The 20089-nt window shown below is 59.8% G+C and carries 16 protein-coding genes; 7 read left to right on the plus strand and 9 right to left on the minus strand.

Annotation, left to right across the window (positions count from 1 at the left end; genetic code table 11):
* Window positions 1–144: 144 nt before the first annotated feature.
* A complete protein-coding gene (locus V6L81_RS14335) occupies window positions 145–2328 on the minus strand; it encodes a TonB-dependent siderophore receptor (protein WP_338660073.1) in 2184 nt (727 codons plus the stop codon).
* Window positions 2329–2942: 614 nt separating this feature from the next.
* Between V6L81_RS14335 and mtlD the strand changes: the two genes are divergently transcribed.
* Both mtlD and V6L81_RS14345 read left to right on the plus strand, forming a co-directional pair.
* Window positions 2943–5069 (plus strand): bifunctional mannitol-1-phosphate dehydrogenase/phosphatase, encoded by a 2127-nt coding sequence (gene mtlD, locus V6L81_RS14340; protein WP_338660074.1) that lies wholly within the window; start codon window positions 2943–2945, stop codon window positions 5067–5069.
* Between the two features lie 61 nt (window positions 5070–5130).
* Window positions 5131–6141, plus strand: coding sequence for an Ldh family oxidoreductase (locus V6L81_RS14345; protein WP_095026453.1), 1011 nt, complete (start codon window positions 5131–5133; stop codon window positions 6139–6141).
* A 90-nt stretch (window positions 6142–6231) separates the two neighbouring features.
* Here the strand turns inward: V6L81_RS14345 and V6L81_RS14350 are convergent, their stop codons facing one another.
* The 7 genes from V6L81_RS14350 to V6L81_RS14380 form a co-directional block, all read right to left on the minus strand.
* On the minus strand, window positions 6232–7149 hold the full coding sequence (locus V6L81_RS14350; protein ID WP_095000333.1) for a dihydrodipicolinate synthase family protein: 918 nt from the start codon (window positions 7147–7149) through the stop codon (window positions 6232–6234).
* A gap of 218 nt (window positions 7150–7367) precedes the next feature.
* Window positions 7368–8399, minus strand: coding sequence for a trans-3-hydroxy-L-proline dehydratase (locus V6L81_RS14355; protein ID WP_095000332.1), 1032 nt, complete (start codon window positions 8397–8399; stop codon window positions 7368–7370).
* 9 nt (window positions 8400–8408) lie between these two features.
* A complete protein-coding gene (locus V6L81_RS14360) occupies window positions 8409–9131 on the minus strand; it encodes an amino acid ABC transporter ATP-binding protein (RefSeq protein ID WP_095017989.1) in 723 nt (240 codons plus the stop codon).
* Window positions 9124–9774, minus strand: a complete 651-nt coding sequence (locus tag V6L81_RS14365) for an amino acid ABC transporter permease (RefSeq protein WP_095000330.1) — start codon at window positions 9772–9774, stop codon at window positions 9124–9126. Before V6L81_RS14365 ends, V6L81_RS14360 begins: the two co-directional genes overlap by 8 nt.
* A gap of 9 nt (window positions 9775–9783) precedes the next feature.
* Window positions 9784–10449 carry an amino acid ABC transporter permease gene (locus V6L81_RS14370; RefSeq protein WP_095000329.1) on the minus strand — a complete coding sequence of 222 codons (666 nt, stop codon included), beginning with the start codon at window positions 10447–10449 and terminating at the stop codon, window positions 9784–9786.
* The gene (locus V6L81_RS14375; RefSeq protein ID WP_338660075.1) at window positions 10442–12211 is read right to left on the minus strand and encodes an aconitase family protein; all 1770 of its coding nucleotides are present in this window, start codon (window positions 12209–12211) and stop codon (window positions 10442–10444) included. Before V6L81_RS14375 ends, V6L81_RS14370 begins: the two co-directional genes overlap by 8 nt.
* A 10-nt stretch (window positions 12212–12221) precedes the next feature.
* Entirely contained in the window at window positions 12222–13040 is an 819-nt protein-coding gene (locus V6L81_RS14380; protein ID WP_095026449.1) for a transporter substrate-binding domain-containing protein, read from the minus strand.
* Between the two features lie 310 nt (window positions 13041–13350).
* On the opposite strand from V6L81_RS14380, the gene V6L81_RS14385 reads away from it, so the two are divergent.
* Window positions 13351–13776, plus strand: coding sequence for a hypothetical protein (locus tag V6L81_RS14385; RefSeq protein WP_176464261.1), 426 nt, complete (start codon window positions 13351–13353; stop codon window positions 13774–13776).
* Between the two features lie 200 nt (window positions 13777–13976).
* On the opposite strand, the gene V6L81_RS14390 is transcribed toward V6L81_RS14385, so the two are convergent.
* A complete protein-coding gene (locus tag V6L81_RS14390) occupies window positions 13977–14648 on the minus strand; it encodes a GntR family transcriptional regulator (protein WP_231386332.1) in 672 nt (223 codons plus the stop codon).
* Window positions 14649–15027: 379 nt separating this feature from the next.
* Between V6L81_RS14390 and V6L81_RS14395 the strand changes: the two genes are divergently transcribed.
* The 4 genes from V6L81_RS14395 (at window position 15028) to V6L81_RS14410 (ending at window position 20081) form a co-directional block, all read left to right on the plus strand.
* A complete protein-coding gene (locus tag V6L81_RS14395) occupies window positions 15028–16320 on the plus strand; it encodes an MFS transporter (RefSeq protein WP_095023859.1) in 1293 nt (430 codons plus the stop codon).
* A gap of 13 nt (window positions 16321–16333) precedes the next feature.
* On the plus strand, window positions 16334–17809 hold the full coding sequence (locus V6L81_RS14400) for a sucrose-6-phosphate hydrolase (RefSeq protein WP_130871520.1): 1476 nt from the start codon (window positions 16334–16336) through the stop codon (window positions 17807–17809).
* Between the two features lie 100 nt (window positions 17810–17909).
* Window positions 17910–18908, plus strand: coding sequence for a LacI family DNA-binding transcriptional regulator (locus tag V6L81_RS14405; RefSeq protein WP_095000324.1), 999 nt, complete (start codon window positions 17910–17912; stop codon window positions 18906–18908).
* 162 nt (window positions 18909–19070) lie between these two features.
* Complete coding sequence (locus tag V6L81_RS14410; RefSeq protein WP_338660076.1) at window positions 19071–20081, plus strand: zinc-binding alcohol dehydrogenase family protein; 1011 nt, start codon at window positions 19071–19073, stop codon at window positions 20079–20081.
* The last annotated feature ends 8 nt before the right edge of the window (window positions 20082–20089 follow it).

Here is a 20089-nt window from a genome sequence, read left to right on the forward strand (position 1 = left end):
CATACCTGGCGTCTCGGCCAGCTGAAAGCACCGAGAAGCTTGGGAATTGTCGCTGAATGACAAGCGTTCGTGTGTTCCGGACGCAGGCCTTTTATGCAAGAGGGTGAAGGCAGGAGGCTACATGCCCCCTGCAATGCAGCATGATCAGAAGTTGATCGAGGCACTCAACCTTGCCGTCAGCGGCGCGCCCTGGAAGACATAGTTATCGCCCATGTATTCGCCCACATCGCGCCAGTAGCGCTTGTCGAACAGGTTATCGACGGTCAGGCGAAACACCGTGTCATAACCTTCGATTCGGGTGCTATAGCGGCTGCCGATATTGAAGATGGCGTAGGCGTCGGCCTGTACCGTACCCACCTGGCTGGCGTATTTCTTGCCGCTGTACTGCACGCCGCCCAGCAGGGCCAGGCCGTCGATCCAGGGCAGGGCGTAGTCGCCGTAGAGGCTGGCGCGCAGGGTGGGTACGTTGATGGTCTGGTGGCCTTCATATTCGGGCGTGCCGCTACCGCTGACCCGGGAGCGGATCGCCGCGACGCTGGCCGCAATCTGCAGCCGGTCAGTGGCCCAACCGTTGGCCGCCAGCTCAATGCCGGTGTTTTTCTGCTGGCCCTGTTGGACGTAAGTGAACTCGCCATTTTCGGGGCGAGCATACTGGTACGCCTGGCGGATCTGGAACAGTGTGGCGCTCAGGCGCATGCGCTGCCAGTCGTATTTGATCCCGGCCTCTATTTGCCGCGATACGGTGGGCGGCAGGATGTCAAAGGCATTGCTGGCAAACCACGGCGCTGTGCCACCCAGGGACAGGCCCTTGCTGTAGCGCGTATACAACGTCATGTTTTGCACCGGTTTGTAGATCAGCGCGGCCTGGGGCAGGAATTCATAGCGTTGGGTGTGGCGGGTGGTGTCGCCCTGATCGTCGAAGGTCTTTTCATCCAGACGCACTTCGCGCCCGCCGATCATGGTCTGCCATTGCTCGTTGAAGCTGATCAGGTCATTGAAAAACACCCCGTACTGGCGGCTGTCCAGGCGGCGATGGCTGTCGTTGAGGGCGCCGTTGTAGCGCTCGAGGTTTTCAGGCTCGCTGTCGATATTGCCACTGCCGAGACTATGGTTGATGGCTACACGATTATTCACCACGCGCCGGAATGCACTGCTGCCCACGGTCAGCTCATGACCGATTGCGCCGGTATGGAAGCGACCGCTGAGCGCTGCCTGCACCTCATCATTGCGCCGGGTATCGTCAGGGCTGCGGAAGTCATAGATGTCGTAGCCGCCCTCGGGGGTGAAGTAGTTGCCGACATTGGGTGTAACGCAGCCGACAGTACAACCGCCCCAGGCAAACGAGCTGTAGTCGTCGATCACCACCTTGCTGCGTGAGGCGCTCAGACTGCCTTTCCAGCTGTCGTTGAAGCGGTATTCGAAGTTGCCGTTGATATTCAGAGAATCAATGGTCACAGGTTTCGAGCCGCTCTGGTGCGCCAGCAGCTTTTTCGGCGAGGCGTGATGCGGCAGTTCGCTGCCGCCGAGCAACTGATAGCCCGGCACCGAGCGCTGCTCCTTGTTCTGATACTCCACGTCCAGTTGCAGCAGGGCATCGGGGTTGATGTTCCAGTCGAACGCCACAGAGGCGAAGTCACGCTGGCCGTTGGCGTGTTCGACATAAGAGTGAATATCTTCATGGGCAACGTTGGCACGCAGGCCGAACTGCTGTTCGCTGCCGAACCAGCCCCCCACATCGGTGGCGATGTAACCGCTGCCGCGATCGTCGGTAGACACCGTTACAGAGCGCACATCGGCTGCCCGCTTGGTCACATAGTTGACCGCACCACCGGGCTCGGAAACGCCGCTTTGCAGGCCTGAAAGCCCCTTGAGCAGCTCTACCTGCTGCTTGTTTTCCAGCCCGACATTTTGCTCGCCGGTGATGGTGCGGCCATTGATCTTGTAGCTGCTGGCCGAGTTCAGCGAAAAGCCGCGCACTACAAAATTCTCGTAGTAGCCGACGGGCGCGTAGCTTTCGCCGACCGATGCGTCGTTTTTCAGCACATCGCTGAGCAGGCGGGCTTGCTGGTCTTCAATCAGGGCATCGGTAAACACCGCAATGGCGGCCGGCGTATCGAGCAAGGGCGCCGCGTCGAAACCACCGACCCAGGCGTTGTCGGCCTGATAATCGCCGTTGTCCGTGGCCGTCACCGACGTAGCCGGCAGTTCGGTCCCTGCTGCATGTGCCGCAGGCATGGCGCTGCCCAGCAGCAGGCCGAGGCTGAGCAAACTGAGAGAGAATCGCGGGGCGGACTCTCCCTGGCTGAAAGTCCGGTAAAGCATGTTCATGCACAGCTCCTGAACGGTGGGCAGGCTTGAGACCCGAGCCTGTTTCTCAAGCGCGCCATCATACAGTCGCAAGCCGGGTTGCGCTTGGCGCTTCGCCATCAGGGAGCCTGCCATGACGGCCTGTCAGGGCCTGGCCCGACGGTTTTTTTGCGCAGTCGTTACAGCCTGTTGCTAAAGGCAATCCTTGATTTAGACGTGTTGCATGGGTTATAGCTAAAAAGGTCAGTCGTAGTATTACAGGAAATTAAAACGCCCTTATGGATGGAATCACACGTATCAATCGCCAGTTGGGCTCACACTTCGCATCCCTGATTGCAAGCTGTGGGCCTCACGTCAAATGCTGCATCAGTGCAGTCACAGGGTTTGTTTCCCGCTTTCTCGCAAACTTCGCTATCCCCCACCTGAGACCCTGCTTCTCGGGCAGCTGCGCCAACTGGCGCCATTGTTACGTCCCTCCGCCTGATTATTTCTGACCGCCAGCCGTTCCGGTGCACTCACGCCCCGCTGTCAATGGTGCGTTCTGCTGCCCGGGATTTGTATTTGAAACCACGTTTTTGATCCAAAGCGTTTCCGCGGGCAGCCAATAATTGCTCGCGCTACAAGGAGCTGTGTTGATGATTTATTTTCAGGGTAAAAGAATTTTCAGTGCCATCTTCGATATGGACGGCACCATGTTCGACACCGAGCGCTTGCGCTTCAAAACGCTCAAGCAGGCCGCCGAGGAGATTTACGGCACGCCATTGAGTGAAGAAACACTGATCGGCTCATTAGGCCTGAGTGCCAAAAAAGCCGAGGCCCTGGCCAGGGCCAACCACGGCGAAGACTTCCCCTATGCCCAGGTTCGCCAGCGTGCCGACGAGCTGGAGCTGGCCTATGTGCGTGACCACGGCGTGCCGATCAAGGATGGCCTGCTGGAAGTGCTGGAGCGCTTGCGCAAATACGGCCTGACCATGGCGGTGGCTACGTCGAGCCGTCGCGCCATCGCCGAGGAATACCTGATCAATGCCAATGTGCTGAAGTATTTCGACGTTACCGTGTGCGGTGATGAGGTGACCCAGGGCAAGCCCCACCCGGAGATTTTCCTCAAGGCGGCCAGCGCGCTCAATTGCCTGCCAGAGCATTGCCTTATGCTGGAGGACTCGCAAAACGGTCTGTTGTCGGCCATTCGTGCCGACGGCCAGCCGATCCTGATTGAGGATATCAAGCCGCCAGCGCCTGAAGTCGCGGACTGCGCCCTCAAGGCCTACACCAGCATGCACGGTTTTTTGGGTGACCTGAACGAGTGCATGCCCGATCTCGGTCCTCCCGCGCTGACCGACAGTTTCCCGCCCACCCTCAATCAGTTCAGCGCCGGTATTCATGGTTTTGGCGCAATGGGCGGCGGTTACCTGACGCAGATTTTCTCGCACTGGGACGGCTACACCCGACCCTGCGAGATCATCGCCGCCACCCGCTCACGCATGCTGCGCGAGACCATCCAGGCGTTTGGCCGCTTCAGTGTGCGCTACAGCGCCACGTCCTTCGATCAGACCATCGATAACCTGCGCATGATCGACATGGACGACGCCGAAGCAGTGATCCGCATGTATGACGTGGCGGAAATCATCGGCCTGAGCCTGCCTGAAACGGCAATTCGCAAGCAGGCCGGGGTGATTGCCCGGGGCCTGGTGCGCCGCTACGAGCGCCGGGGGCGTGAGCTGACCATTTTGATTGTGCTGAACAAGGTCGGCGGTGCCGACTTTGTGCGTCGCCATGTGCAGGCGCAACTGGAGTTGCTGGTGTCTGCCGAGCTGTGCCGCAAGATTCTGGACAACACCCACTTTGTAGAAACGGTGGTCAGCCGCATCGTCTCAAAGTTGTCCAACGAAGCGCTGGTGCGCCAGTTGCGGATCAAGTCGAAGATGTTCCAGAACAGCCTCGATGACGAGCCTGACGCACCTCGCGCCGCACCGCGCACTCCGGTGCCCGAGTACGAGCGCCTGATCAGCCGCTTTCGACCTTTTACCCAGTCCAGCAACGCCTTGAGCCAATTGCATCTGATCCTGTTCAACAGCGAGCCGGACATGCCCTTGTACGCCCAGCGCTGCAGCAATCTGCTTGAGCGCTTGCGCCAGGTGAAGACGGTCGACGACATCACCCAGCCACAAGTCATCAAGAACCTGCTGTGGAATGGCCCGCACGCGATCATTGCCTGGTATGCGAGCCTGTTGGGGTACTCCTGGCTGGGGCAGGGCATGGGCGACCCGCGCGTCAGTGAGCTGGCGCAGCGCTTGATCGGTGAGGCAGTCGGCCCGGCACTGGTGGCCGAAAACCCGCAGATGGCAGATGCCGTGGCAGCATTTTCAGCCACCTTTCTGGAGCGCTGCAATACCTCCTTCAAGGACCCCTGTGCCCGTGTCGGACGTGATCCACTACGCAAACTGCAACGTAACGAACGGATCTTTCGCAGTATCGATCTGGCCAGAAAGCACGGGATTGACAGCAGTGCCCTGCAGTTCGGCGCGGCGCTGGCGTTGCACTATGCGCTGCGCAGCACTGACAGCAAGGATCTGGAGTGCCAGCAGATGCGTAGTCTGTATCAGGACAATGGCAGCATCGAGGCGGTCCTGACGTTTACCGGCAGCTATAACGGCCAGCCGTATCCGGGGTTGGACCCGGTCACGGATGCGGCGTTGATTGAGGCAATTGCCGGGTATTTTCATGGCCCGCTCTGTGCTGAATTCGTCATGCCCACGGCCTGAACCGATCAAGCCGTGAGCCTGAGGATGGTCCAGTCTGAAAGGTCTGTTCAAGGAGCTGACCATGAAACGACTGACCCTGGCCCAGGCTTACGAGCTTGCCGAATCGATCCTGTTGCATAACGGTTTCAACCAGGCACATGCCCGCGCGGTGAGCGCCACGGTGCTGGCCGGGGAGCGCGATGGTTGCGCGTCCCACGGTCTGTACCGGGTATTGGGCTGTGTCAATTCACTGCGCGCGGGCAAGGTCTCGGCCGATGCCGCGCCGCGGGTGATCGACCAGGCGCCGTCGATAGTGCGGGTGGATGCAGCCGGCGGGTTTTCCCAGTTGGCGTTCCAGGCGGGTTTACCGCTGTTACAGGAAAAAACCCGGGCCAACGGCATTGCAGCCTTGGCGATCAATCGTTGTGTGCATTTTTCCGCACTCTGGGTGGAAATCGAGCAGTTGACCGCGGCGGGGCTGGTAGCGCTGGCCTGTAACCCGAGCCATGCCTGGGTGGCCCCGGCGGGGGGCTGCCAGCCGGTGTTCGGTACCAACCCCATTGCCTTTGGCTGGCCACGGGCGGGGCGTGACCCGTTTGTCTTTGACTTTGCCACCAGTGCCATTGCCCGTGGCGATATCGAACTTCATCGCCGGGCCGGCAAGGCTATTCCTGAGGGCTGGGGTGTTGATGCGCACGGGCAACCCAGCACCGATGCCAATGTGGTGCTCGACAGCGGCGCGATGCTGACCTTTGGCGGGCATAAAGGCTCGGCACTGGCGGCAATGGTGGAGTTGATTGCCGGGCCCCTGATTGGCGATTTGACCAGCGCCGAGTCCCTGGCTTACGACGCGGGGAGCAAGTCATCGCCTTATCATGGCGAGTTGATTATCGCGTTTGATCCGCAGCGCTTTCTGGGTGCGGCAACCGAAGAGCATCTGGCCCGGGCCGAGGGTTTGTTTGCCGGGATCGAAGGGCAGGGCGCGCGCTTGCCGTCGCAACGCCGGTATGAGGCGCGGGCGCGCAGCGAGGCGGAGGGGGTGCAAATTCCGTTAGCCTTGTTCAATGACCTGCAGGCGCTGCTGAAGGGATAGATTTGCCGGGGTGGCGCTTGTTGTGGGAGCGGGCAAGCCCGCTCCCACAAGGGGGGAGGCGGCAACAGAGTATCTACAGTAAGCCGTTGATCAAAGACCGACATCAGGTAAGTGCGGGCGGTTTGCCAGAGCCTTGGCCATGATTCGTTCGACAAATTCACGATCTTCCCGTGGCAGGGCCAGGCGCGGGGGACGGGTCAAGGCGCTGCCGCGACCGGCAATGGCTTCGCACAGCTTGATGCACTGCACCAGGTCGGCACGGGCGTCCAGATGCAGGATCGGCATCAACCATTCATAGATCGGCATGGCTTCGGCGAAACGTCCGGCCCTGGCCAGGCGGAAGATGGTTTCGCCTTCCCTGGGGAACACATTGGACATGCCCGAAACCCAGCCTTCGGCACCCACGGCAAGGCTCTCCAGCACCACGTCGTCGAGGCCGGCAAACAGCACGAAACGGTCGCCTACTTCATTGCGGATATCGATAAAGCGGCGGGTGTCGCCCGAGGAGTCCTTGAAGCACACCACGTTGTCGCAATCGGCCAGAGAAATCAGGATGTCGGGGGTGACATCGTTTTTGTAGATGGGCGGGTTGTTATAGACCATCAGTGGCACGTCGGCGTGCTTGGCTACATAGCGGTAGTGTTCGGCGGTTTCGAAAGGCTTGGAACCGTAGACCAGCGCGGGCATCAGCATCACCCCATCGACGCCGACCTTGCGCACGGCATTGGCCACCTTGGCGGCTTGCACGCTGGTGAACTCGGCCACGCCGCAGATGACCGGCACCCGGCCGCCGGAGGCTGCCACAGCGACTTCGGTCACGGCGATTTTTTCTTCGGCGGTCAGGGAGGTGTTTTCCCCCACCGAGCCACAGACCACCAGGCCCGACACGCCGTCACGGATGACGTTGGAAATCACCTGGTGGGTCTTGTCCAGGTTGATGCTGAAGTCATCGTTGAATTGAGTGGTCACCGCAGGGAAGACGCCACTCCAGTTGATGCGCTTGCTCATGTTTGTTGCCTCCGGTCGCTAAAATAGTATTTCGTATACGTTTAGTCACGGTTTTATGTAGATACTCTGTTGCAGGTCAAGCCCTATTGTGGGAGCGAGCCTGCTCGCGAACGACCTTCGCGAGCAGGCTCGCTCCCACAGTTGCAGTGTTCCTGTAGATGACGAACGCAGCCTCGCTGCGCTCGTCAGCTGCTACGGGTATTGCGTAAATGCTCTGGTCAGTTGGCACCCGGCCAGGTATCGGACAGGCGATAGCCCTGTGGCCATGGGTCGCTCGGGTCGAGCAGGTGTTGATGGGTACCGGTAATCCACGCCCGTCCGGAGATGCACGGGTAGATCGCGACGCGGCCGGCCACTTCGGTCATGGAGTCGATGCGGCAATGAAATTCAGAGCCGATGATCGAACGGCCGATAAAGCGCTCGCCCACCTTGAGCAGCCCCTTGGCCTGCAACACCGCCATGCGCGCCGAGCAACCGGTGCCGCAGGGCGAGCGGTCGATCTTGCCCGGGCGGATCACGACCGCGTTGGCGCCGCTGGCAATACCGTTCTCATACACCACAGGCGCAGCGATCTGGCAAAACGAGATATGCGACCAGTCCGGGTTCAACGGGTGGGTGAAGCCCAGTTGCTCGTTGGCGGCGTGAGTGATTTTCAAACCGGTCTCAACGATGTCCCTGGCTTCATCCGGGCTGATGGCAAAGCCCAGTTCCTTGGCATCGGCGAGTACGAAGCTGTCGCCGCCATAGGCGGTGTCGACCTTGAGCGATCCCAGGCCCTCGACTTCGATCCAGGCATCCAGGCGGTCGGCGAAGGAGGGCACGTTTTTGATCTCGACCCGTTGTACCTTGCCGTCTCGACAGTCGGCTACGGCCTCGATCAGGCCACCGGGAGCTTCGAGCACCAGTCGGGTTTGCGGTTCGGTCATCGGCAGGATGCCGCTATCGAGCAAGACTGTGGACACGCAGATCGAGTTGGAACCCGACATGGGCGGAGTGTCGGCCGGTTCCATAATGATCCAGGCCATTTGCGCCCGTGGATCCTTGGCCGGCACCAGCAGGTTGACGTGCCGGAACACCCCGCCGCGAGGCTCGTTGAGCACAAAATTGCGCAGGGTCTCGTCCCGGGCGATCCAGCGCGACTGCTCCCATACGGTAGCCCCGGGCGGCGGCGCCACACCGCCGACGATCACGTCACCGACCTCGCCCTCGGCGTGACAGCTGACCACATGAATGACTTTCGATGAACGCATGTTCTGCTCCTATTTGACCGACTTGAGGAAGGCCGCGGTTTCCGCGTGCACAGGGTTGCCGATGACTTGATCGGGGGTACCGATTTCGTGCACCAGGCCATTGCGAAAGAACGCCACGCGGTCGGATACATCCCGCGCAAAGCGGATTTCGTGGGTGACCAGCACCATGGTCATGCCGTCTTCGGCGAGCATGCGCATGGTGTCGAGCACCTCGCCCACCAATTGCGGGTCGAGGGCCGAGGTGGCTTCGTCGAACAACATGTAGTCCGGTGACATGGCCAGGGCGCGGGCAATGGCCATGCGCTGTTGCTGGCCGCCGGAAAGCTTGCCGGGGAAGGCCTTGAGCTTGTCGCCCAGGCCCACATGGGTCAGTTGCTGCACCGCCAGGGCCTCGGCTTCGGCCTTGCTTTTGCCCAGCACCTTGCGCGGCGCCAGCATCACGTTTTCCAGCACGGTGAGGTGTGGAAAGGCGTTCCATTGCTGGAACACGATGCCGATTTTCTGGCGCAGATGGTTAAGGTTGGTGGCGCGGTCGTGGACTGCAATGCCGTCGACGCGGATATGGCCTTTCTGGATCGGTTCCAGGCCGTTGATGCACATCAGCAGGGTCGACTTGCCGGAGCCGGAGCCGCCGATAATCGAGACCACCTCACCCTTGTTCACGGTCAAGCTGACGCCCTTGACCACTTCGAGGTCGCCGAAGGATTTGTAGACGTTGTCGATCTCAATCATTTTCTTGCCACCTTTTTTCCAGGCGAGCACCAAGGCGCGCAACCACCAGGCTCATGACGTAATAGATAAGGCCCGCGATGCACAGCACCAGCATCGGTTCCTGGATGCGGGTGACGATGGTTTGCGAGGCGCGCAGCAGTTCGACGATGCCGATCCACATCACCAGTGCGGTATCTTTCATCACGCTGAGCACTAGGTTGAGCCAACCGGGGAAGGCCACGCGCATGGCAATGGGCAACACGATGTAGCGCAGGTCCTGCAGGTAGCTCAGGCCCAGCGAACGGCTGGCCCGGCGCACGGTAAACGGCACTGCCAGCACGCCGCTGCGCACGATCTCGGTGAAGTACGCGGCTGCGTAGACCCCCAGCACGATGCAGCCGACGCTGAAAGCGCTGATGTTCAGGCCGACGATGCTCTTGAGCGAGTTGAACAGCACGAACTGAATGAGCAAAGGCACGCTGCGAAACACATCCAGCACCCAGGCCAGCGGCAGGCTGGCCCGTGGCAGCAAGGCACGCATCAGGCCGAACAGCAGGCCGGCAACGGTGCCGAGCAAAATCGCCCAGCTGGTCAGTTGCAGGGTGACCCATGCCCCCTGCAGCAAAAACAGAAAATCGTTCCAGGTAAAGCTGGTGGAAAACATGGGCAGTCCTCAGTAACGGAACAGTCGCCAGGCCATGAGCCGGGCTGCTGCAACGATCGCCTTGGCAATCAGGTAATACAGCACCGCGGCAATGGCGAAGTATTCAAAGGTGCGGAACGTTTTGACGTTGTAGTCCTGGGTCACACCGGTGAGGTCGTTGTTCAGGCCCACGATCACCCCCAGCGAGGTCATCAGCACCGCCCAGACCATCTGGTTGGTCAGCGGGTAAAACACGATGCGCAGCAGCTGCGGTACGACGATCATGCGGTAGGTCTGGAAGGCGCTCATGCCCAGCGAGCGAGCTGCGCGTACCTGGGTTTCGGGCACTGCCTTGAGCCCGCCGCGAAAGTTCTCGGCCAGGTAACCTGCGTTGTTGAAGGTGATCCCGGCCAGCAGGGCGACCCATGAACTGACATGCAGGCCCAGGGAGCCGAGCCCGAAGTACAGGACATAAATCTGGAACAACGAGGGCGTGTTACGGGCAATGGACACCCAGGCATTACCGGCGCCGCGCAGCAGCGGGTTTTTGCTTTCGCGCATCACCGTCAGGGCCAGGGCGATCAGTACACCGAAGATCATCGACAGGGCAGCGGTCTCGAAGGTCACCAGGGCGCCGGCGAGCATGTCCGGCAAGGCGCGCAGGGCAGAGCGCCATTGGAAGGTATAGTCAAACATGGGGTGCGTTCTCCAGTGAGGCAGCGGCTTGCAGCCACTGCGGCAAGCGCCCGCTGGCCGTGGCGCTGCACGCCGCATCCACACACTCGGCGAGGCTGGCGAAGTGAACCTTGCGGCCCACCAGGCCGGGGGCGTAATGGGCGTATTTGCCCGAGTTGGTCATCAGGTTTCTGGCGGCTGGCGGAATCACTGGTTCACCGAGCATGCACCAGCAGGTATCGCTGATAATCACCGCACCAAAGGCTTCGATCACGGCGATATGCCCGGCGGCGCGGGCCTGCTCCAGCACGGTGCGACCACAGGTGATCGCCAGTACCACGTCGGGATGACGGTGGCGGCCCTGGCACAGGCTTGCCAAACGGGCGAACTCGCTGAGGGAAAAGTGCGGGTTGCCCAATGACACCACATCCACCCTGGCATCGCGGGCGCTGTTGAGCTCCTGCCAACTGAGCCGCAATTCCTCCAGGCTGAGTTTGAGCACCGGCAGCGGCCCATCGATCACCCGTGTCGGGTCGAGAGCTTCGGGGGTAACCCCGGCGATATGAAACAGCGCAGCGGCGCTGGTGGTGGCGAAGGCCGCACCGAATGCCTTGAGATCGTCCAGGATCGGATGCTGCTGCTGGAGCCCGGAAATCAGCGGGATCCGGCTGCCGGCCAGGGCACCGATGTGGTAGCCGAGCAGCGGGTAGAAAGAGTCGTCAAGGTTGGACAGGGGCGGCACTTCTATGTGCAAACGGGCCTTGCGCTGATCTTCCAGATGACAGCCAATCAGCGGTGCCCGGCCGGTGAGGGCGATACAGATATCCAGATAGTCGGGGTACTTGAGGGTGCGTGCGCCGAGCACGCTGTTGGCGTAAACCACCGCGTTGGATTCGGCCCAGACAATCTGCTCGCCGGCCTTGGGCGCACTGTCGAGCAGATAAGGCGCGCAGGTGAAACTCAATTGTGCGCCCATGGCCATATAAGCATCGCCCAGCGCGCTGGCGGGTACACCGAGCGCCGGGTCGATACCCAGTTCGCGCCAACGGCGCTGATCCACGGAAATCGAATTGAGGGTGGTGGGTACCCGCACCTTGGCACCCCATGCCACCAGTTGTTGCGCAAAGCGCAAACTCGCCGGCCCGGTATAGATGCAGCCGTCGATATGGGCCTGGGTGATGTCCACCAGATATTTGGCGCCCTGGATATGCGCCATGCGCAAAACGATCTGCATGGCCACCTGAGCGGCCTTGCCTTGGCTGCCGTCGAGCAGTGCACGGTCGTGTGCGGTCAGCTCGATCGAGCTGTGTGCATCTTCGGTTGGCCTGTCGTTGCGTGGTGCCGGAGTATCGTCAGGCGTTGAATCGTAAAGGCTCAAACCGGTGCCATCGACCCTGGCGAACGCTTTGCCGCGCAATTGGCCAAAGGCTTCCTTGCCGATGCACAGCACCGGCAGGGAACGTTGGAACAGGGTCTGTGCCACCAGCACGCCAAGGGTCAGGATCTCGTCGGCCTCGGCCAGCACCAGCGCAGCAGGAGCATGGCCATTGCTGATCAGTTCCATCAGCACACTGCTGCCGGTACAGGAGCCGCGCCCGCTGGGGATTGCCAGCACACGGCCGGCCAGGCATTCGCCGCTGAGCGGGTGATGGCGGTCGATCACCTCGCCGCTGAACGGGTCGACGCCGCCCCAGAAACTCAGGCCGACCTCGGCGTACAGCAGCGGGGCGGATGCACAACCATCAACCAGGCTGCGGCCTTCAAGAGAACTTATCCCGGACATGCTGGATACCTTAGTAATAAACGTGAGGTACGGTCAGATCAGCCGGTGGAATCTCGGTCCCGACCCATTTGGTCCACAGCTCCTTGTAGCGTCCGGTGCGTACTTGCTGGTTGACGAACAGGTTCAGGTAGTTGAGCAGGCCGTACTCGTTGCGCTTGGCGCCCAGGGACACGTAATCGACCACATAAGGCGCGTTACCGGCGACCTTGAGGTTTTTGTACTTGCCTGATTTAAGGGTAGCCGCAGCCACGGTGTTGGTGACCACGGTGGCCTCGATATGGCCCTGGGCAACGGCCAGCAGGGTGTCGTTCTGCGACTGATAGGCGCGGAATGAACCGCTGCCCCAGTTTTTCACGTCTTTTTCCAGGGCGATGGCTTCATAGGTGCCGCTGGTGTTGCCCAGGGCCTTGCCCTTGAGATCTTCAAAGCTGTTGATACCGGTGTTGTCGCGGGTCAGCACCACCATCTGGAAGGCAAAGTAAGGAATGCTCAGGCCAACGGTCTTGGCCCGTTCCAGGGTGTCGGAAGTGGAGGCCACAATGACATCGGCGCGCCCGGAGACCAACGCCGGAATCCGGTCAGGGAAGGGGGTTTCAACGATTTCGGCATCGACACCGAGCACTTTTGCCAGATCGTTGCAGTAGTCCACATCAAAGCCGACGGGCTTGTTGGCCTCGTCACGGGAGCCCATGGGCGGGAAGTCCAGGGTGACGGCGCAGCGCAACTTACCCGAACCGATAATATCGTCGAGCTTGTCGGCCTGCGCCGTGGCAATAAAGGAGGTACTGAGAACAGCGCTGAGAGCTACGGCAAGTACGGGGTTTTTCATGGAAGCCTCGGAGTCGTTGAAGGGCTGTTGATTAACGGTCTTTGGATTTCGTATACGATATTTGTTTTGCAAGGCGTGTGCCGATTTTTGCCGCAGGCCGCAATAAGTGAGCGAGCGCGGTATTTGCAGGCTTGCGTGATGGCACTCTGGTACTGGAGGGGTTGAGCGGTAGCAGGGGGGTGTTACAGAAGGGAGCATTACTGTGGGAAATGCCCCACAAAGGAACACTTGCTGGCTTTTTGGCGGTATTGGCTATTTTTTGCCCTGCGGGCAGTATGGGCTAGGTACTTTTTTTGGGAGTGTGAAGCCTATGCCTATCGATGATGACTGCTGGGTGTACTACATCAATACAGACCTGATGCTCACGGCTCCGGTGAATCTGGCGCCCTTGGCACAAGCCATGGCGCCTGGAGATCTGCCCGAAGAATCAATCAGTTGCCTGCATGACAGTCAGGCTGACGGCGACCTCTATCATTCTGTTTTTGAAGCCTCTGGCCCGCAAGGCAGTTACCCCACCCCTGATGAAAGCATCAGGGCCTTGCTCGATGCCATTGAGCAATTGCCGCAAGCACTGCAGCCGTTATGGCACGCCTGTACAAAAAAGACCCTGGATATTGGCTACAACAGCGGAGTTACACCACGTTCCGTCAGCCACCCGATCCCGATCGATACGTTGCTGCGCATGCAGTCATTGGGGATCGACCTGTGTATTACGGTGTACTCGGTGGGGGAGTGAAGAGCACGAAATCTTGTCGCCGCTGAGGAGCGCAGCGAGGCTGCGATCGATTGCGAAGCGGTCGTAAACCCTGAGCCCCGGATGTACTTGGCCCAACGCATTAACCGATTTTACGACTGCTGTGTCGCAGTGGCGCACCAAACCGATCGCAGCCTCGCTGCGCTCCTCAGCGACTACAAGCTAAAGCGTTGCGTACAGGCTCAATGGCTTTGCGGCAAATGCTCGAACAGGGTTTTGCACACGCCGGCAATATGCTCATCCAGCAACTTGACGGCCAGCTCAACATCGCCAGCGCGGCAGGCGTCAAGGATCTCCCGGTGTTCGTGATCGGCACGGTGTTTACCTGCCGACAAACTCATTTGCATACGCAGGTAGCGTTCCAGTTTGTCATTGACTGAGCGGATCAGGCTGATCATGAACGGTCGCTGCGCCGGCTCGTACAGGCAGGCGTGCAGTTCCCAGTTAAGCTCGGCCCAGCGGCCCACGTCATCTTCCCCGACAAACTCCTGGCAAATGCGTTCGGCACGGGCAAAGGTGTCTGCGGTCATGTTGGGAATGGCCAGGCGCAGCAGTTTGTCTTCAAGGAGCATGCGCACTTCGAACATCTGCGCCAGTTCGGCCTCGGAAATGCGCGTGACCATGGCGCCGCGGTTGCGCTGGAACATCACCAGCCCTTCAGCTTCAAGTCGCTTGAGGGCTTCGCGCACGGGGATTTTGCTGACATTGAACTGGCGGGCGATATCATCCTGGCGAATCGGTTCATCTTCAGCGAAATGCCCGGCGACAATCGCATCGCGCAAATGCAGGGTGATGATTTCCGATGTGGAAGGCGAATTGCCGAGGTCGGGTGCATTGAGTTTTGGATGGGCCACGGTGGTCATCATTCGCTTGTAAAAGATATATGGTATACGAAACTCAGCGGGTAAGCCTTGTGCCAGTCGCCCTGCGGCCTGTTACCTGGCAAGGGTCAGCCTGCAAATGCCAGCACATTACAGGCTAGCCTGAGCCCGACTGAAGGCTGGCGACGTAGTCGGGTTAATCCTTAACCTGCTTGATGTCCTTGCGCAGGGGTTCCCCTGCAAGGTGTCAAAAAAACACCTGATCAGGCACCGGGTCATCGCGACCTGATATGAGCTTCCAGGCCCTGTCCATTGCTGCTTTCCTGAGCCATGAGCTTGACAGCGAAGCTGTAGGCATCCGTAATAGGAGAAAATGTTAACGTTAACTTAAATAAGAACAAGAGGGACACCCATGCAACGGACGGTCAAGCGTGATTACTGGCTTATCAGCGGTTTGCTGTTTTTTTTCTTTTTTTCATGGTCTTCCAGTTACTCGCTTTTTTCCATCTGGTTGCATCAGGTCATCGGCCTCAATGGCGCGCAGACCGGCTATGTATTTGCCGCGAATGCAATCGCAGCACTGCTGATCCAGCCGTTCTACGGGGCATTGCAGGACAAGCTCGGTCTGTCCCGCAAGCTGCTGGTATGGATTGGCCTGCTGCTGTGCGCCGCCGCACCCTTCGCGATTTATGTCTATAGCCACTTGCTGGCTCAGAACGTAGTGCTCGGCGCAGTGGTGGGGGCGGTTTTCCTGGCCTTTGCCATGCTGGCCGGGGTTGGCGTGATCGAAAGTTATACCGAACGGTTGTCACGGCACGTGGGTTTCGAGTTCGGCACCAGCAGGATGTGGGGTTCCCTGGGCTGGGCTGCGGCCACCTGCATTGTGGGTGTGGTGTTCAACATCAACCCCAATATTGCCTTCTACATGAGCAGTGCTGCCGGCGTGGCGTTTTTGCTCATTCTGTTTCGACTGGACCTGAGCCGGTTCAACCAACCCGGCTGCGCCAGCGGCGCAAGTGGCGCTGCACCCGTATCTGTCGGTGATCTATGGCAATTGCTCAAGTTGCCGCGGTTCTGGGCCTTCAGTGTCTATCTGACCGGGGTGTGCGGGATTTACATGATCTACGAGCAGCAGTTTCCGGTGTATTTCTCGTCGTTTTTTGCGACCCCGGAACAGGGCATTCAGGCCTATGGTTACCTGAACTCATCCCAGGTCCTGCTGGAGGCCGGCTTGCTCCTGGTTGCCCCTTGGGTGGTTGGCCGTACCGGTGCGAAATACGGGCTGATCCTGGCGGGCAGCATCATGTGTTTTCGCATTCTGGGTTCCGGCCTGGCTACAGAAACCTGGGCCATCGCCGTGTTCAAGATGCTGCATGCGGTTGAGGTGCCGATCCTGCTGGTCTCGGTGTTCAAATATATTGCGTTCAATTTCGACCCGCGCCTGTCTGCCTCGATCTATCTGGTGGGCTTTCACTTCGCCCAGCAACTCACCGCCATGCTGCTGTCGCCCTTGGTTGGCTACGGTTATGACCAATACGGATTTGCCGATGTTTACCTGGCCATGTCCGCTCTGGCTGGCGCCTGCCTGCTGCTGTCCTGGACCCTGCTGCGCAACGATCCACGGCAACCACCGGGCAAAAACGCTGTTGCCGAAGCGCTGGCATTACCCGCCATCACTCAATCAGTTACCCGTTATGAACCCTGACAAGGACCACCCCATGCACGCTGCACGGCTGGACATGGCCCATCGCGCCATTGAACAAACACTGCCCGAACGCGGCAACGACTATCGCCTCGCCTATCACCTGGCCCCGGCAGCCGGGTGGATGAACGACCCTAACGGCCTGGTGTTCTTTCGCGGCCAATACCACATGTTTTATCAGCATCATCCTTTTTCTGCACAATGGGGCCCCATGCACTGGGGGCACGCCAGCAGCGACGACCTGGTGCATTGGCAGCATTTGCCCATCGCCCTGGCACCGGGTGACAGTTATGACCGTGATGGCTGCTTCTCAGGCTCTGCAGTGGTACTCGATGACACCCTGTACCTGATCTATACCGGTCACATCTGGTTGCAAGAGCCGGGTGATGACCAGCACATCCGTCAGGTCCAGTGCCTGGCCAGCAGCACCGATGGCATTACCTTTATCAAGCACGGGCCGGTCATCGACACACCGCCTGACCCGGCCATCATGCATGTTCGTGACCCAAAGGTGTGGCAGCGCCACGGGGCCTGGTGGATGGCGCTGGGGGCACGCCTTGGGGATGACCCGCAGTTGCTGCTCTATCGTTCAGATGACCTGTTGCACTGGGACTTTCTGGGCTGTGCGCTGCAGGGGCAACGTGAACTTGATGGGTATATGTGGGAGTGCCCGGATATTTTCGAGCTGGAGGGGCGCGATGTGTTGCTGTACTCGCCCCAGGGCTTGAAGCCCTGCGGATATGACAATTGGAACCTGTATCAGAACAGCTACCGCATGGGGCAACTGGACGACAAGGGTGTGTTCAAACCCGGTGGGCCGCTCCATGAACTCGATCATGGCCACGATTTCTATGCTGCCCAGACCTTGCTCGCACCAGATGGCCGTCGCTTGTTATGGGCCTGGATGGACATGTGGGAAAGCCCGATGCCCAGCCAGGCCGAGCACTGGTGCGGGGCGCTGACATTACCCCGTGAAGTCAGTCGCGACGGTGATCGACTGCTGATGCGTCCGGCCCGCGAGCTGATTGCATTGAGGCAGGCGGGGCAGGTGCTGCAGATAGGTGCGCTGAAGTCTGCCAATCAGTTGCTGGATACCTGGGGGGCGCTGCTGGAGATTGAACTTGAGCTGGATATTGCCGCCAGCAGCGCTGAACATTTTGGTCTGGCATTGCGCTGCAGCAATGATCAGCAGGAGCGTACCTTGCTGTATTTTGATGCCATGGCCCGGCGCCTGGTGCTCGACAGGCAACATTCCGGCGCCGGGGTGAGCGGAGTTCGCAGTGTACCGATCGCGGCAGGGCAGACACGCATTGCCCTGCGAATTTTTCTCGATCGTTCATCCATCGAAGTGTTCGTCGACGATGGCGCCTGGAGCCTGAGCAGCCGAATTTACCCAAAGACTGACAGCCTTGCGCTGCGGGCTTATGCCGTCAATGGCACAGGCCATTTTGGCGAGGCCCTGGTGTGGGGGCTGGCGGATCTGAAGCTATGAAGTCAGGCCTTTTGGCGCAGGGCGCGCCGTCCTTGCTCATGCTGTTCTGACGCTATCAGGCATGACATCATGCCCGGTCAGACACGTATGGCGCGTACCCATGGCTTCAGTAAAAGATGTTGCACGGCTGGCGGGGGTTTCCCTGATGACCGTTTCCAGGGCCCTCAACACCCCGGGAAAGTTGAATCAGGAGACCCTGGCAAAAGTGCTGCAGGCCGTCGAGACCCTGGGTTATGTGCCCAGTCTTTCTGCGCGCAAGACCCGCGGCGGCCACTCCAGTGGCAAGACCATTGGCATCTTTGCCCTGGATACGGCCACCACTCCTTTTGCCGTTGAAATGCTGCTCTCGATGGAGCGTACGTCCCGCGAGCATGGCTGGAACGTGTTTATCCTCAACGTGTTTGAAGCCCCGCCCTGCCAGAAGGCCATCGAGTTGATGCTCTCCCATCAACCGGACGGCATCATCTTCAGCGCCATGCAGCTTCGCCGGGTGGACATTCCTCAGGTACTGCGCAGCGTGCCGCTGGTTCTGGGCAATTGCGTCAGCACCGAAACCGGCATTGCTTGCTATATATCAGACGATGAAGACGGGCAGTATCAGGCGGTACGCCAAGCGCTGCGACAGGGCTACCGCCGTCCGCTCTGCATAAACCTGCCGCAAAGCAGTATGGCCTGGGGGTTGCGCCAACGCGGACTGGCCCGCGCTCTGGACGAGGCCGGGATCAGTGCCGCGCAACTGCCTCAGTTCGACCTGCCCGACGATGACGGCTATCAGCACACCCTTGTGGTGCTGGAGCAACAGCTGCTAGCGGGTAATGGAACTCCGCCCTTTGACCTGCTGATTTGCGGCAACGACCGGATTGCCCTGGTGGCGTATCAGTATCTGCTCAGTCGCGGCTTGCGTATTCCGCACGATGTGGCGGTACTGGGGTTTGACAATATGGTGGGGGTTGCCGAGCTGTTTTACCCACCCTTGAGCACCGTGCAGTTGCCGTATTACGAAATGGGTCGTCGCGCGGCACTGCATCTGATCGAAGGCCGGGACGACTGCGCCATCCACAAGATTGCCTGCCCGCTGGTTGAGCGCGACTCCTGCTGACCCGTTCGGTGGGTAAATCCAGGCATGAAATCTGGTAAGGCCAATTCATTAAAAAATTAATTGGTCTTGCCAATATTTTTTCCTCCGTGTAGTTTTCGAGCGGCACCCATTGTGGTCTCGCCAATACCCGGTAGCCCTTGCGCTATCGACGGAGAATAAAAAATGCTGACTGTGATCTGTAACGAACCCCGCTTGCTCACCACCCTCGAAAGCCCTATTCCCGAGCGTCGCCCCGGTGAAACCCTGATCAGGATCAAACGTGTGGGTGTGTGCGGTACCGACTTGCACATCTTTACCGGTAACCAGCCGTATCTGGAGTACCCGCGGGTGATGGGCCACGAATTTTCCGGCATCGTCGAGGCCAGCGAAGAGGGCAGCGCCCTGGTGCCGGGCGATGTGGTCTACGTGATGCCTTACATTTCGTGTGGTACGTGCATCGCCTGTCGGCAGGGCAAGACCAACTGCTGCTCGCGCATCCAGGTGCTGGGTGTGCACTGTGACGGTGCCTTTACCGAGTACCTGAGTGTCGCCCATCAGTTCATTCACAAGGCCGTCGGGGTGACCCTGGACCAGGCCGCAATGATCGAATTCCTGTCCATTGGCGCGCATGCGGTGCGCCGTTCGAACCTTCAGGCCGGGCAACGCACGCTGGTAGTCGGTACCGGTCCGATCGGCATGGCCGCGGCGATTTTTGCCGGCTTGCGCGGAGCGCAGGTCACGGTGCTGGATACCCGTGACGACCGTCTGGATTTTTGCCGCAAACATCTGAATATTCACGCCGCGGTGAAGATTGGCGACGGCGATAAAGATGCGCTCGCCGACCTGACCGATGGCGATTTTTATGATGTGGTTTTCGATGCTACCGGCAACGCCCGGGCCATGGAGCGTGGCTTTGAATTTATCGCCCACGGTGGCACCTACGTGATGATCTCGGTGGTGCGTGACACGATCACCTTCTCCGATCCCGAGTTCCACAAGCGCGAAGCCACCCTGATGGGTAGTCGCAATGCCACCGTCGAAGATTTCCGCTATGTGGAGCAATGCCTGCGCGACGGCCTGATCCCCGATCAGGCGCTCAACACCCACCGTATTCCCCTCAACGAAGTGGCCAGCCGTTTCTCCTCGCTGCTGGATCCGCAGCAGGGCGTGGTCAAGGCCATTATCGAGTGCTAGCAGCGCAC

This window comes from Pseudomonas bubulae (assembly GCF_037023725.1).
Taxonomy (GTDB): Bacteria; Pseudomonadota; Gammaproteobacteria; order Pseudomonadales; family Pseudomonadaceae; genus Aquipseudomonas; species Aquipseudomonas bubulae.